A 12,837-nucleotide genomic window follows, 5' to 3' on the forward strand; every position below is an offset into this window, starting at 1 on the left:
CAGTCACGGGATAACAGACATGCCCACCATCGAACGCATCGACGGCTACGTCGAGGAACTCACTGCCATCAGGCGCGATCTGCATGCCCATCCCGAGATCGGCTTCGAGGAAGTGCGCACCTCCGGCATCGTCGCGGAGAAACTGAAGGGCTGGGGCATCGAGGTGCATCGCGGCCTCGGCGGCACCGGCGTGATCGGCGTCCTCAAGGGCAAGGGCAGCGGCGGCAAGCGCATCGGCCTGCGCGCCGACATGGACGCGCTGCCGATGGAGGAAAACACCAACCTGAAATGGCGTTCGACCATTCCCGGCCGCTTCCACGGCTGCGGCCATGACGGCCACACCACCATGCTGCTCGGCACCGCGCGCTATCTGGCCGAGACCAGAAATTTCGACGGCACCGTGCATTTCATCTTCCAGCCGGCCGAGGAAGGCCTCGGCGGCGCGCGCGCGATGATCAAGGACGGCCTGTTCCAGAAATTTCCCTGCGACGAGGTCTACGGCCTGCACAATGCGCCTGACCTGAACCACGGCGAGATCGCGATCCTGCCCGGACCTGCGATGGCCGGCGCCGATTTCTTCGACATCACCATTCAGGGCTACGGCGCGCATGGCGCGATGCCGGAGCGTTCCAAGGACGCGGTGGTGATCGCGACCACGCTGGCGCAGGCGCTGCAGACCATCGTCAGCCGCAACGTCGATCCCCTGAAGGCCGCGGTGCTGTCGGTCACGCAGATCCATGCCGGCTCCGCCAACAACGTCATTCCGGGCGACGCCAGGCTCGGCGGCACCGTGCGCGCCTTCGACGACGGCGTGCGCGCGATGATCCGCGACCGCATGCGCAAGATCTGCGCCGGCGTTGCCGCGACATTCGAGTGCGAGATATCAGCCGATATCCGCGACACGTTCAGCGTTCTCGTCAACCAGGAAGAACAGTCCCGCGTGGTCGAAGCCGTGGCCAGGACCGTGGTCGATCCCGCCAACGTCCTGACGCGCTCGGCGCCGAAGATGGGCAGCGAGGACTTCGCCGACATGATGCAGGAGATACCGGGCGCCTATTTCTGGGTCGGCCATGACGGCTCGGTGCCGGTGCACAATCCCGGGTTTGTCCTCGACGACAAGATCCTGCCGATCGGCGCCAGCATGTTCGCCCGCATCATCGAAACCCGTCTGCCGGCAGGTTCGCATGCATAAACCGATCATCGAAGACCAGATCACCTCGCTGCATGACCTGTCCGCGACCGACCTGATCGCCGGCTATCGCGCCAAGCAGTTCTCGCCGTCGGAAGTGCTGGAGGAAGTGATCGCGCATGTCGCGGCCTGGGAGCCGCACATCAAGGCGCTTTACCTGTACGATCCCGACGGTGCGCGCACCGCCGCGAAGGCGTCGACCGACCGGTGGCAACTCGGCGAGCCGGTCGGCACGCTCGACGGCGTGCCCGTCACCATCAAGGACAATATCGCCACCAGGGGCCAGCCGATTCCGCTCGGCGCTGCGAGCGTCAAACAGGTACCGGCCGAGAAGGATGCGCCGCCCGCCGCGCGCTTGCGTGAATCCGGCGCAATCATCTTCTCGAAGACGACGATGCCGGATTACGGCATGCTGTCGTCGGGTCTCTCCAGCTTCCATCCCCTCACCCGCAATCCCTGGGACCTCAGCAAGAATCCCGGCGGCTCCTCTTCCGGCGCCGGCGCGGCGGGCGCGGCCGGTTACGGCCCGCTGCATCTCGGCAGCGACATCGGCGGTTCGGTGCGGCTCCCCGCCTGCTGGTGCGGCCTCGTCGCGCTGAAGCCGAGCCTCGGCCGCGTTCCGATCGACCCGCCCTATGTCGGCCGTGTCGCAGGGCCGATGACCCGCACCGTCGATGATGCCGCACTGATGATGTGCGTGTTGTCGAAGCCCGACCGCCGTGACGGCATGAGCCTGCCGGCCGACAGCATCAACTGGAAGGCCCACGACAAGTCGCCGCGCAAGCTCCGTATCGGCCTGATGCTCGATGCCGGCACCGGACAGGCGCTCGAAAGCGAGGTGCGCAGCATCGTCATCAAGGCGGCGAAAGCGTTCGAATCCGCCGGCGCCGTCGTGACCGAGGTCGACGGCATCCTGACGCGCGAGATGGTCGAAGGGCTCGACAATTTCTGGCGCGCCCGGATGTGGGACGATCTTACAAAGCTCTCGCCCGAGGAGCGCGGCAAGGCGCTGCCCTATATCCATACATGGGCGGAAGCCGGCGCACGGCTTTCCGGAGTCGACGTCGTCAGGGGCTTCAATGCCACGATGGCGATCCGCGCCGCCGCGGCGAAACTGTTCTGCGAACTCGACTACGTGATCTCACCGGTATCGCCGGTGGTGAATTTCCCGGCGGAGTTTGCTTCCCCGATCAACGACCCCGACAAGCCGTTCGAGCACATCTGCTTTACCGTGCCGTGGAATATGTCGGAGAACCCCGCGCTCTCGATCAATGGCGGCTACGACAGGAACGGTTTTCCGATCGGCGTGCAGATCGTCGGCCGCCGCTTCGACGATCTCGGCGTGCTCGGCATGGCCAAGGCGTTCGAAGGCCTGCGCGGCGCGCAGCGGCCGTGGCCGATGCCGCCGAAGGCGTAGCGACATTGCGCCCCATGGCCGGGCTTGACCCGGCCAGCCGCGTCTTCTTTTGTAGGAACGAAAAATAGCAGGAAGGAAGTCCGCTCCCATGGCGTACGAGACCATCAAGTACGAGGTCGAAGATCAGATTCTCACCATCACGCTGAACCGGCCCGACAAGCTCAACGCCTTCAACGGCACCATGCAGCAGGAAATGATCGACGCGTTCGACGCGGCCGACAAGGACGACAATATCCGCGCCATCATCGTCACCGGCGCCGGCCGCGGCTTCTGCGCCGGCGCTGACCTCTCCTCGGGCGCCAACACGTTCGACCGCGACGCGCGGCGCGGGCCGGTCAAGCGCCTTGCCAGCGGCGCGGTGGACTACAGCGATCCACAGGTGCGCGACGGCGGCGGCCAGGTGACGCTGCGCATCTTCAAGTGCCTCAAGCCCGTGATCGCGGCGGTGAACGGACCCGCCGTCGGCATCGGCGTCACCATGCAGCTCGCGATGGATATCCGCATCGCTTCCGATGCCGCCCGCTTCGGCTTCGTGTTCTCCCAGCGCGGCATCGTGCCGGAGGCCGCCTCGAGCTGGTTCCTGCCGCGCATCGTCGGCATCTCGCAGGCGCTGGAATGGTGCTATTCCGGCCGCGTCTTCCCGGCGCAGGAAGCGCTCGCCGGCCGCCTCGTCAGCAAGGTGGTGCCGCCGGACGAATTGCTGCCGACCGCCCGCGCGCTCGCCAGGGAATTCGCCGCCAAGACCGCGCCGGTCTCGGTCGCGCTGATCAGGCAGATGATGTGGCGCATGCTCGGCGCCGACGATCCGATGGAAGCCCACAAGGTCGACAGCCGCGGCATCTATGCCCGCGGGCGCTCCGGCGACGTCAAGGAAGGCGTGGTCTCGTTCCTGGAAAAGCGCCCGGCGCAGTTCAAGGACAAGGTATCGAGCGACATGCCCGACTATTTCCCGTGGTGGGACGAGCGGGAGTATAAGTGACTGCGAAGCAGTCATCCCGGGATGGTGCGTCAGCACCAGACCTCAGGTGCGCATTGCGCGCCGGGGGATCTCGAGATTCCGGGTTCGATGCTCCGCATCGCCCCGGAATGACCGAAGATGCTCACGGCGTCGTCCTGCTGCATGGCATCAGCAGGACGGCGCGATCGTTCCGGAAGATGCAGGCGGCGCTGGAAAGCGCCGGCTTCGCCGCCCTTAACCAGGACTATGCGAGCCGCCGCAAGGCGCTGGACGCGCTGGCGGAGGACATTCATCCCTCGATCCAGCGCTTTTCCGATGGCGTCGACGGCCCGGTCCATTTCGTCTGTCATTCGATGGGCGGCTTGCTGGCGCGGGTCTACATTGCGAGGCATCGACCAAAGCGTCTTGGCTACGTGGTCATGCTCGGCACGCCGAACCGCGGCAGCGAGATCGCTGACCGTCTCGGACATCTGATGCCCTACCGCGCTTTCTTCGGACCGGCGGGACAGCAGCTCGGCACGCAGCGGGATAACGTCATCGAGGCGTTGTTTCCGCCAGTCGATTATCCCGTGGGGATCATCGCCGGCAACAGGTCGATCTATCCGATCACATCGGCCTTCCTGCCGAAGCCGCATGACGGACGGGTTTCAGTCGCAAACACTGAACTCGACGGGATGGCGGACCACATCGTGATTCCCACCCCGCATCCGTGGCTGGTGCGCAATAGCGTCGCGATCGCGCAGACGATTGCGTTTTTGAGGGATGGGAAGTTTACTCCGCCGGTGCGCAATTGCGCACACGGCGGGGCATGACGGGAAACTACTCCATCACCAGCGCCACGCGGCCGATCGCCTTGCGGTCGATCAGAAGCCGCATCGCTTTGGCGTAGTCTTCCAGCGGCAGGCGGTGCGAGACGTTGGGGCGCACCTTGCCGGCTTCCGCCCATTCGGTCAGCGTCTTGATCCTGACCGCGCCGAGCGCGGGATTTCTCCGCACCGCCTCGCCGGCGCGGACGCCGAGCACGCTGGCGCCCTTGATCATCAGAAGATTGGTCTTCGCAAGGCCGATGCCGCCGGTGAAGCCGATGATCAGGAGCCGCGCGCCCCAGTTGATGCAGCGCATCGAATTCTCGAACACCTCGCCGCCGACCGGATCGAACACGACATCCGCCCCTCGCCCGTCGGTGATGCGCTTGACGGCATCGCGGAACGGCTCGCGGTCGTAGCGGATCAGATGGTCGGCGCCTCTTCCCCTGGCAATCGCAAGCTTCTCGTCGCTCGATGCCGTAGCGATGACGATGGCGCCCAGCATCTTGCCGACCTCGACGGCGGCAAGGCCAACGCCGCCGCCCGCGCCATGCACCAGCAGCACTTCGCCAGGCTGAACCTGCCCGCGGTCGAGCAGCGCGTGATAGGCGGTGCCATGACCGGCCAGGAACGTCGCGCCCTCGGCATAATCGAAGGTCGACGGCAGTTTCACGAGTTGCGACGGCGTGGCGACGGCTTCATCGCAATAGGCGCCGTGCCGCATCTTGACGATCACGCGGTCACCGAGCGCAACCCCTTCCGCCCCGTTGACCTCGACGACGTCGCCGGCAGCTTCCACGCCCGGCGTGAACGGCAGCGGCGGCTTGAGCTGATACTCGCCCGCCGCCATCAGCACGTCCGGAAAGTTCAGCCCGGCGGCGCGAATGGCGATGCGCACCTGCCCTGGCGCCAGCGGCACCGAGGCAAATGTTTCCAGGTTCAGGTTCTCGGGCGGGCCGAGCTCGCGGCAGACGACGGCCCTCGGCATCAGGCGGCCCGCGCCTTGGCGCGCTCCAGCGCCTCGCGGATCAGCGGCATGCGGTCATTGCCGAAATACATGTCGGTCTTGTCGACGAAGATCGTCGGCGAACCGAAGCCGCCGCGCGCCATCACCTCGTCCGTGTTGGCCTTGAGCTGGTCCTTGATCGCCTGCTGGCCGATGCCGTCGAAGAACTTGACGTGGTCGACGCCGGCCTTCTTGCAGATCCCGGTCAGCACCGAATCCTGCGAGATGTCCTTGTCGTCGCCCCAATAGGTCTCGAACACCGCGCGCGCGAACGGCACCATGCGTTCGCCAGATTCCTGGCCGAGCCAGATGCAGCCGCGCATCGCCTTGACGCTGTTCACCGGAAACACCGTCGGCGGCATCTTGATCGCAAGGCCCGCGGAGCGCGCCCAGTCGGCAAGGTCCTTTTTCATGTAGCGCGCCTTCAAAGGCACCGGCGTTTCGCGCGACGCATAGACGCTGGGATTGACGGTATTGAAGATGCCGCCGACCAGGATCGGCCGCCACGAGATCTCGACGCCGACCTCCCTTGCCAGTGGCTGGATGTTGTGAAAGGCAAGATAGGTCCAGGGACTGGAACAGTCGAAGAAGAATTCAAGCATGGGTGTTTTCCTTGTTGGTTTAGGCCCGTGTCATTTCACCGTCATTGCGAGCCACCGGGTCGGGCGAATGCCCGCCCGATGACAGGCTCAGCGAAGCAATCCATCGCGCCACCCGGGGAAAGATGGATTGCTTCGTCGCTGCGCTCCTCGCAATGACGATGCGGTTGGAGTCTTACTTCCGCTCCGCCAGTTCCTTCGCGCGCTGACCGAACATATTCCGCCGCGCTTCCTCGTCGAACGGCTCCTTCACGAACTTGCCGATCGCCAGCCCCGCCTGCACCTTCGGCCGCGCGCGCACCTCGGCGTACCAGCGCCTGACGTTCGGGTAGTCGTCGAGCGTAAAGCCCTGCGCCTTGTGGGTCATGGCCCAGGGGAAGCAGGCGATGTCGGCGATCGAATAGTCGCCGGCGACATAGGCGCCGGTCCTGCCGAGCTGGCGGTCGAGCACGCCATAGAGCCGCGCCGCCTCGTCACGGTAGCGCTGGATCGCGTAGGGGATTTTTTCCGCGGCATACAGTGCGAAATGGCCGTGCTGGCCGAGCATGGGCCCCAGCCCACTCATCTGCCACATCAGCCATTCCAGGACACGGGAGCGCGCCCGCGTCTCCTTGGGGAGAAAGCGCCCGGTCTTGTCGGCGAGATAGATCAGGATGGCGCCGGTCTCGAACACCGAAAGCGGCTCGCCGCCGTCGGCGGGCTCATGGTCGACGATGGCCGGAATCCGGTTGTTCGGGCTGATCGCCAGAAATTCCGGCCTGAACTGCTCGCCGGCGCGGATGTTGACCGGAACGACCTGATAGGGAAGCCCGAGTTCCTCCAGCATGATCGAGGCTTTCCAGCCATTGGGCGTCGGCGCGTAATGCAGATCGATCATCGTCTCCCCTGGCTGCCGGGTGGGACATATTCCACGCCCTGGCGACTTTTGTTGTTCTGTACCTCGATCTTAAGACATGGCAGACAGGCGCTCAATCGATACTGACCGGGAGGCTCCCATGCTGTTTCCAACCACGATTGCAGGCTCGCTGCCGAAGCCGGAATGGCTGGCCGAACCCAATATGCTGTGGGCGCCCTGGAAGTCGAAGGGCGAGGAACTCGCCCGCGCCAAGCGCGACGCCACCCTGCTCGCGGTGAAGCTGCAGGAGGACGCCGGCGTCGACATCGTCACCGAGGGCGAGCAGGCCCGCCAGCATTTCGTCCACGGTTTCCTCGAGAAAGTCGACGGCATCGATTTCGCCCACAAGGTCGAAATGGGCATCCGCAATGACCGCTACAAGGCGATGGTGCCGCAGGTGACCGCGCCGCTGACGCTGAAGGGCCGCGTCCATGCCGACGAGGCCCGCGTCGCCCGCACCCACACCAAAAACAAGTTGAAGTTCACCCTGCCCGGCCCGATGACCATCGCCGACACCGTCGCCGACAAATATTATGGCGACAAGGTCAAGATGGCGTTCGCATTCGCCGAACTGCTCAACGCCGAGGCCAGGGCACTGCAGACCGACGGCGTCGACGTGATCCAGTTCGACGAGCCGGCCTTCAACGTCTTCATGGACGAGGTCTCCGACTGGGGCATCAAGGCGCTGGAGCGCGCCGCCGAAGGCCTGACCTGCACCACCGCCGTCCACATCTGCTACGGCTACGGCATCAAGGCCAATACCGACTGGAAAGAGACGCTCGGCAGCGAGTGGCGGCAGTATGAAGACATCTTCCCCGCCATCGCCAAGAGCCCGATCCAGCAGGTTGCGATCGAGTGCCGCAACTCGAAAGTGCCGCTGGACCTGCTGGCGCTGCTGCCCGGCAAGGTGATCCAGGCCGGCGTGATCGACGTCGCCAGCGATACGGTCGAGACCGCCGAGGAGGTGGTCAAGGTGATCGAGGCGGTCGCGAAATTCGTGCCGCTCGGCAACATCGTCGCGACGACGAATTGCGGCATGGCGCCGATGCGGCGGGATATCGCCGAGGCCAAGCTCGCGGCGCTCGGCGCCGGCGCGAAACTGGCGCGGCAGAAGTTGGGGTGAGCTTCATCCACCGTCATGGCCGGGCTTGACGAAGGATAGGGCGTTCGATGGCTAAACTAAACTTCGATCACACTCGGATGCAGCACGGGCAGATAGCCAGCGCTCAACGCCCGCAACGTTGACGGTGGCGTCAACAGCAACGCGTCGTCGATTGCGCCCGCCGCCCTGCGATAGCCAGCCATCGACCACTGCAGCGCCCTGCCCTGCACGATCAGGAAACTGTCTTCTTCCCGCGCCACCATCGCGCCGTCGGGAAGCTTCTCCATCGGCATCGGCAGCAAATGCAGCCGTTTCCTGCCGCGATCCAGTCGCTCGCGATGCAGCACCGCATCCATCTGCTTTGCGCGAATGTCCGAAACACCATTGCCCTTTTCCCAGCAGCTCCGAAAACGGTTGGCGTCGTCGCGGCGGCAGAAGAAGCATGGGCGGTGACCGGCAGCGAAGGCGGTGGCCTCGTCGAGAAAGAACAGCTCGGTCCAGCTCCGCCGGCCCATCACCGGCCGCCGCCAGCCCCTGAACTCGCAGAGGCAGGTGATCCAGGCCGGACTCGACCAGCGCTTGTTCAGCAAGCTCTTCGTCGCGGGATCATGGATGATGCCGCGGTTGCCGGTGAACAGGCCGCGATGCGGAGTGGCGATGATGTCGCCCGAGGGCGTGACGCGGTTTTGCAGGGGCATGGACTGGCGAATAGGGAGTGGCGAGTAGCGAATGGCGAATGGTACCTTTCCCTACTCGCTATTCGCTACTCCCTATTTGCCCATTACGGCCGTATCGGCGGCTGGAACGACAGCGCGGTATCCCAGGGAAAATGGATCCAGGTGTCCTGCGACACTTCGGTGACGAAAGTGTCGACCAGCGGCTTGCCCTTCGGCTTGGCGTAGACGGTGGCGAAATGGGCATCCGGGAGCATCTGGCGCACCATCCGCCCGGTGGCGCCGGTGTCGACGAGGTCGTCGACGATCAGAAGCCCCTTGCCGGTGCCGCCACCGAGTTTGCCAACATCGGCGGACACGCCCTTGAGCGCCTGCAGGTCGCCCTGGCTGGTGTGGTCGTAGCTCGCGATGCAGACGGTATCGATCAGGCGAACGCCGAGTTCGCGCGCGACGATCGCCGCCGGCACCAGCCCGCCGCGGGTGATCGCGATGATCGCGTAAAACGGCCCGACCTCGTTGAGCCGCCAGCTCAGCGCCCGGCAATCCCGGTGGAACTGATCCCAGGAGACCGGAAAGGGCCGGCCTGTCCGCGCCTCGGCATCAGGTTCGGAAGTGTTGTCTGCCACCTTGGTTCGCCTTCCTGCCGGCCTGCTACCGCGCCACGTTCATTCCGGCCAGCATCTCCTTCACCGCGGCCATCGCGGCGTTGAGCTTTTCCTGGTCGCGCGAGCGGACGACGAGGTTGGTATTCGGCTTCTTGTCCTCGTCCATGAACGGATAGCTGCCGATGATGGTGTCGGGATGGGCGTTGGCGATCTCGCGCAGCGGCCCGCCGATGTCGCCTTCGCGCGCATTGGCCCGCACCGAGTCCGAGAGCATCCGTACGCCGGACTTCAGCTTGGGCGCGACGATGTCCATCATCGCCTGCATGATCGAGGGGATGCCGGCCATCACGATGACGTTGCCGAGCTTGAAGCCGGGCGCCAGGATGGTGGCGCTCTGGATCAGTTCGGCACCATCGGGCACGCGGGCCATGCGCAGCCGCGCCTCGTTCAGATCCTGCTCGCTCCAGCGCTCGCGGAAGCGCGCCACGACCTCCGGGTGATGGTCGATCCCGACGCCGAACGCCCTGGCGACGCTGTCGGCGGTGATGTCGTCATGGGTCGGCCCGATACCGCCGGTGGTAAAGACGTAGGTGTATCGTTTCCGCAGTGCATTGAGGGCGTCGACGATGTCGGCCTCCTCGTCGGCGACGACGCGCACTTCCTTGAGGTCGATCCCGATATTGGTCAGGTATTCGGCGATGAAGCCGATGTTCTTGTCCTTGGTGCGGCCGGACAGGATCTCGTCGCCGATGACCAGAATACCCGCCGTGACGATCTCGCTCATGACTTCTCCCCAACCTTTCCCGGTACTTTGCGCACGCAGCGCATTGAAGTCACGGGGGTTTGCTGCCGAAATAAGCACCCGGCAGCCCTTTTTTAGGGCAGCGCGGCCGGCCACCCAGTACGAAATGCCGCGAGCCAATGCATATCGCGCTGGCCCGACCCTTGCTACCATCCCGTGAAGTCATGCACTGTGCCGCATGGCGTCGGGGATAGTCAGGATTTATGGCAGTTGCCTTTGACGAAATGAACGGCCCCGGCGGCGACCTCCGCCCGGCCTATCGGGAGCTCTCCCGCTGGCTGAAGGAAACGCCCCCGGAAGCCCTGGAATATCGCCGCCAGGAAGCGGAACTGCTGTTCCGCCGGATCGGCATCACCTTTGCCGTCTATGGCGAGGCCGACGCCCAGGAACGGCTGATCCCCTTCGACGTGATCCCGCGCATCATGTCGGGCAAGGAATGGACGGTGCTGGAAAAGGGCCTGAAGCAGCGGGTCCGCGCGCTCAACATGTTCCTGCGCGACATCTATCACGGCCGCGACATCCTGCGCGCCAACATCATTCCCGACGACCTGATCTTCCAGAACCCGGTCTTCCGTCCCGAGATGAACGGCCAGAGCGTGCCGCACGACGTCTACGTGCATATCGCCGGCATCGATATCGTCCGGGTCGACGCCGAGAACTTCATCGTGCTGGAGGACAATGCGCGGACACCCTCGGGCGTGTCCTACATGCTGGAAAACCGCGAAATCATGATGCGGCTGTTTCCGGACCTGTTCGCCCGCCACCGCGTCGCGCCGGTCGAGCGCTATCCCGACGAACTGCTGTCGGCGCTGCGCTCGGTCGCGCCGCTTTCCGCCTCGGCCGAGCCGACGGTGGCGCTGATGACGCCCGGCGTCTACAACTCCGCCTATTACGAACACTCCTTCCTCGCCGACAAGCTCGGCATCGAGCTCGTCGAAGGCCGCGACCTCATCGTCAAGTCCGACGAGGTGTTCATGCGCACCACCGAAGGGCTGAAGCGCGTCGACGTGATCTACCGCCGTGTCGACGACGATTTCCTCGATCCCCTGACCTTCCGCCCGGATTCGGCGCTCGGCGTGCCCGGGCTGATGTCGGCCTATGCCGCCGGCAATGTCACGCTGGCGAACGCGGTCGGCACCGGGATCTCCGATGACAAGGCGATCTATTCCTACATGCCCGAGATCGTGAAATTCTATCTCGGCGAGGAACCGATCCTGAAGAACGTGCCGACCTGGCGCTGCCGCGAGCCGAAGGATCTCGCCTACGTGCTCGACAATCTGGGCGAACTGGTCGTCAAGGAAGTGCATGGTTCCGGCGGCTACGGCATGCTGATCGGCCCCGCCGCGACCAAGGCGACGATCGAGGCGTTCCGCGACAAGCTGAAGCGCGAGCCGGAAGGCTTCATCGCCCAGCCGACGCTGGCGCTCTCGACCTGCCCGACCTGCACGGCGTCGGGCCTCGCGCCGCGCCATGTCGATCTCAGGCCGTTCGTGCTGACGGGAAGCAGGCACGTCACCATCGTGCCGGGCGGACTGACCCGGGTGGCGCTGAAGGAGGGCTCGCTGGTGGTCAATTCCAGCCAGGGCGGCGGCACCAAGGACACCTGGATACTGGACGAATAGAGATGCTGTCGCGCACCGCCGAAAACCTCTACTGGCTGGCCCGCTACGTCGAGCGCGCCGAATACATCGCGCGCACCATCGACGCGACCTTGCGGGTGACCGCGCTGCCCGCCGCCTATGTCGGCAAGACCAACGAATGGGAATCGGCGCTTTTGACCGCCGGCGTCAGCGAGAGCTTCCACGAAGCCTATCCGGAAGCCAACGAGCAGAGCGTCGTCGAATATCTGGCGTTCTCGCAGTCCAATCCCTCCTCGATCAAGAACTGCATCGAGGCGGCGCGGCTGAATTCACGCTCGGTCCGCACCGCGCTGACATCGGAGATGTGGGACACCATCAACTCGGCCTGGATCGAATTGCAGGAAGTCTGGGGCAAGGGCACGTCGAGCCGCGAGGAGCTGGCGCGGTTCCTGCGCTTCGTGCAGGAGACCTCGCTGCGCTTCGACGGATCGGCCTATCGCACTATGCTGCGCAACGACGCCTACTGGTTCTCGCGGCTGGGCGTGCATCTGGAACGCGCCGACAACACCGCGCGCATTCTCGACGTGAAATATCATGTGCTGCTGCCCGAGGAGGAGCATGTCGGCGGCCCCCTCGACTACTACCAGTGGACCTCGATCCTGCGCTCGGTATCGGCGACGACGGCCTATCACTGGGTCTATCGCGAGACGCTGAAGCCGTGGCTGATTGCCGACCTGCTGATCCTCAACGACAGCCTGCCGCGGTCGCTGGCGAGCTGCTACAGCAACCTGGTGCGCAACCTGGACCAGATCGGCGTCGCCTATGGCCGCCAGGGCCCCTCCCAGCGCCATGCCCGCGGCGTCCGCAACCGGCTTGAACACAGCCACATGGACGATATCTTCCAGCACGGCGTGCATGAGTTCATCCAGGAATTCATCGCCGATAATTCGCGGCTGGGTGAGATCATCACCAGGCAGTATTTGATTTGATGTTCTGTCATTCCGGGTTCGCTTCGTGCCCCGGAATGACAGCAGAGAATAGCGGTAAGCCATGCGCCTGCGAATTGCCCACACCACCACCTACCGCTACGAACCCCCCGCCTCGGGCGTGATCCAGATCCTGCGCATGACGCCCGGCAGCCATGACGGGCAATATGTCGCCGAATGGCAGATCGACGTCTCGACCGATTCCCGCCTCGACACCC

General features: G+C 64.8%; 14 protein-coding genes. 8 read left to right on the plus strand and 6 right to left on the minus strand.

The window, feature by feature from the left end; translation table 11 throughout:
- The first annotated feature begins 19 nt into the window (after window positions 1-19).
- From V7E26_RS16525 to V7E26_RS16540, 4 genes are all read left to right on the plus strand, one after another.
- Complete coding sequence (locus V7E26_RS16525) at window positions 20-1,192, plus strand: M20 aminoacylase family protein (protein WP_324417871.1); 1,173 nt, start codon at window positions 20-22, stop codon at window positions 1,190-1,192.
- The gene (locus V7E26_RS16530) at window positions 1,185-2,606 is read left to right on the plus strand and encodes an amidase (RefSeq protein ID WP_324417873.1); all 1,422 of its coding nucleotides are present in this window, start codon (window positions 1,185-1,187) and stop codon (window positions 2,604-2,606) included. Before V7E26_RS16525 ends, V7E26_RS16530 begins: the two co-directional genes overlap by 8 nt.
- A gap of 88 nt (window positions 2,607-2,694) precedes the next feature.
- Window positions 2,695-3,585, plus strand: a complete 891-nt coding sequence (locus tag V7E26_RS16535) for a crotonase/enoyl-CoA hydratase family protein (RefSeq protein ID WP_324417875.1) — start codon at window positions 2,695-2,697, stop codon at window positions 3,583-3,585.
- Between the two features lie 107 nt (window positions 3,586-3,692).
- On the plus strand, window positions 3,693-4,376 hold the full coding sequence (locus V7E26_RS16540) for an esterase/lipase family protein (RefSeq protein ID WP_324417878.1): 684 nt from the start codon (window positions 3,693-3,695) through the stop codon (window positions 4,374-4,376).
- A gap of 7 nt (window positions 4,377-4,383) precedes the next feature.
- On the opposite strand, the gene V7E26_RS16545 is transcribed toward V7E26_RS16540, so the two are convergent.
- The 3 genes from V7E26_RS16545 to V7E26_RS16555 all read right to left on the minus strand — a co-directional run bounded on the left by V7E26_RS16545 (window position 4,384) and on the right by V7E26_RS16555 (window position 6,852).
- A complete protein-coding gene (locus tag V7E26_RS16545; RefSeq protein ID WP_324417880.1) occupies window positions 4,384-5,358 on the minus strand; it encodes an NADPH:quinone oxidoreductase family protein in 975 nt (324 codons plus the stop codon).
- Window positions 5,358-5,978 carry a 2-hydroxychromene-2-carboxylate isomerase gene (locus V7E26_RS16550; RefSeq protein ID WP_324417882.1) on the minus strand — a complete coding sequence of 207 codons (621 nt, stop codon included), beginning with the start codon at window positions 5,976-5,978 and terminating at the stop codon, window positions 5,358-5,360. The genes V7E26_RS16545 and V7E26_RS16550 overlap by 1 nt, the downstream gene beginning before the upstream one ends.
- Window positions 5,979-6,150: 172 nt before the next feature.
- Entirely contained in the window at window positions 6,151-6,852 is a 702-nt protein-coding gene (locus V7E26_RS16555) for a glutathione S-transferase N-terminal domain-containing protein (protein ID WP_324417884.1), read from the minus strand.
- A 118-nt stretch (window positions 6,853-6,970) separates the two neighbouring features.
- Here V7E26_RS16555 and V7E26_RS16560 point away from each other — a divergent pair, with 118 nt between their 5' ends.
- Complete coding sequence (locus tag V7E26_RS16560) at window positions 6,971-7,993, plus strand: methionine synthase (RefSeq protein ID WP_324417886.1); 1,023 nt, start codon at window positions 6,971-6,973, stop codon at window positions 7,991-7,993.
- Between the two features lie 56 nt (window positions 7,994-8,049).
- Here the strand turns inward: V7E26_RS16560 and V7E26_RS16565 are convergent, their stop codons facing one another.
- The 3 genes from V7E26_RS16565 to V7E26_RS16575 all read right to left on the minus strand — a co-directional run bounded on the left by V7E26_RS16565 (window position 8,050) and on the right by V7E26_RS16575 (window position 10,035).
- On the minus strand, window positions 8,050-8,670 hold the full coding sequence (locus V7E26_RS16565) for a hypothetical protein (protein WP_324417888.1): 621 nt from the start codon (window positions 8,668-8,670) through the stop codon (window positions 8,050-8,052).
- 83 nt (window positions 8,671-8,753) lie between these two features.
- The gene (gene gpt, locus V7E26_RS16570) at window positions 8,754-9,272 is read right to left on the minus strand and encodes a xanthine phosphoribosyltransferase (protein ID WP_324417890.1); all 519 of its coding nucleotides are present in this window, start codon (window positions 9,270-9,272) and stop codon (window positions 8,754-8,756) included.
- Between the two features lie 25 nt (window positions 9,273-9,297).
- A complete protein-coding gene (locus tag V7E26_RS16575; protein WP_324417892.1) occupies window positions 9,298-10,035 on the minus strand; it encodes a competence/damage-inducible protein A in 738 nt (245 codons plus the stop codon).
- A 221-nt stretch (window positions 10,036-10,256) separates the two neighbouring features.
- Here V7E26_RS16575 and V7E26_RS16580 point away from each other — a divergent pair, with 221 nt between their 5' ends.
- The 3 genes from V7E26_RS16580 to V7E26_RS16590 all read left to right on the plus strand — a co-directional run.
- Window positions 10,257-11,675 carry a circularly permuted type 2 ATP-grasp protein gene (locus tag V7E26_RS16580; RefSeq protein WP_324417894.1) on the plus strand — a complete coding sequence of 473 codons (1,419 nt, stop codon included), beginning with the start codon at window positions 10,257-10,259 and terminating at the stop codon, window positions 11,673-11,675.
- A gap of 2 nt (window positions 11,676-11,677) precedes the next feature.
- The gene (locus V7E26_RS16585; protein WP_324417896.1) at window positions 11,678-12,622 is read left to right on the plus strand and encodes an alpha-E domain-containing protein; all 945 of its coding nucleotides are present in this window, start codon (window positions 11,678-11,680) and stop codon (window positions 12,620-12,622) included.
- A gap of 61 nt (window positions 12,623-12,683) precedes the next feature.
- Window positions 12,684-12,837: transglutaminase N-terminal domain-containing protein (locus tag V7E26_RS16590; RefSeq protein ID WP_324417900.1), on the plus strand; the 154-nt coding region annotated here is incomplete at its 3' end.

It is taken from the genome of Bradyrhizobium sp. (genome assembly GCF_036735945.1).
Taxonomy (GTDB): Bacteria; Pseudomonadota; Alphaproteobacteria; order Rhizobiales; family Xanthobacteraceae; genus Bradyrhizobium.

Excerpts from the sequence above, each read along its gene's own strand:
- V7E26_RS16525 (WP_324417871.1), top strand. The coding sequence starts at position 20 with ATGCCCACCATCGAACGCATCGACGGCTACGTCGAGGAACTCACTGCC.
- V7E26_RS16530 (WP_324417873.1), top strand. The coding sequence starts at position 1,185 with ATGCATAAACCGATCATCGAAGACCAGATCACCTCGCTGCATGACCTG.
- V7E26_RS16535 (WP_324417875.1), top strand. The coding sequence starts at position 2,695 with ATGGCGTACGAGACCATCAAGTACGAGGTCGAAGATCAGATTCTCACC.
- V7E26_RS16540 (WP_324417878.1), top strand. The coding sequence starts at position 3,693 with ATGACCGAAGATGCTCACGGCGTCGTCCTGCTGCATGGCATCAGCAGG.
- V7E26_RS16545 (WP_324417880.1), bottom strand. The coding sequence starts at position 5,358 with ATGCCGAGGGCCGTCGTCTGCCGCGAGCTCGGCCCGCCCGAGAACCTG.
- V7E26_RS16550 (WP_324417882.1), bottom strand. The coding sequence starts at position 5,978 with ATGCTTGAATTCTTCTTCGACTGTTCCAGTCCCTGGACCTATCTTGCC.
- V7E26_RS16555 (WP_324417884.1), bottom strand. The coding sequence starts at position 6,852 with ATGATCGATCTGCATTACGCGCCGACGCCCAATGGCTGGAAAGCCTCG.
- V7E26_RS16560 (WP_324417886.1), top strand. The coding sequence starts at position 6,971 with ATGCTGTTTCCAACCACGATTGCAGGCTCGCTGCCGAAGCCGGAATGG.
- V7E26_RS16565 (WP_324417888.1), bottom strand. The coding sequence starts at position 8,670 with ATGCCCCTGCAAAACCGCGTCACGCCCTCGGGCGACATCATCGCCACT.
- V7E26_RS16575 (WP_324417892.1), bottom strand. The coding sequence starts at position 10,035 with ATGAGCGAGATCGTCACGGCGGGTATTCTGGTCATCGGCGACGAGATC.
- V7E26_RS16580 (WP_324417894.1), top strand. The coding sequence starts at position 10,257 with ATGGCAGTTGCCTTTGACGAAATGAACGGCCCCGGCGGCGACCTCCGC.
- V7E26_RS16585 (WP_324417896.1), top strand. The coding sequence starts at position 11,678 with ATGCTGTCGCGCACCGCCGAAAACCTCTACTGGCTGGCCCGCTACGTC.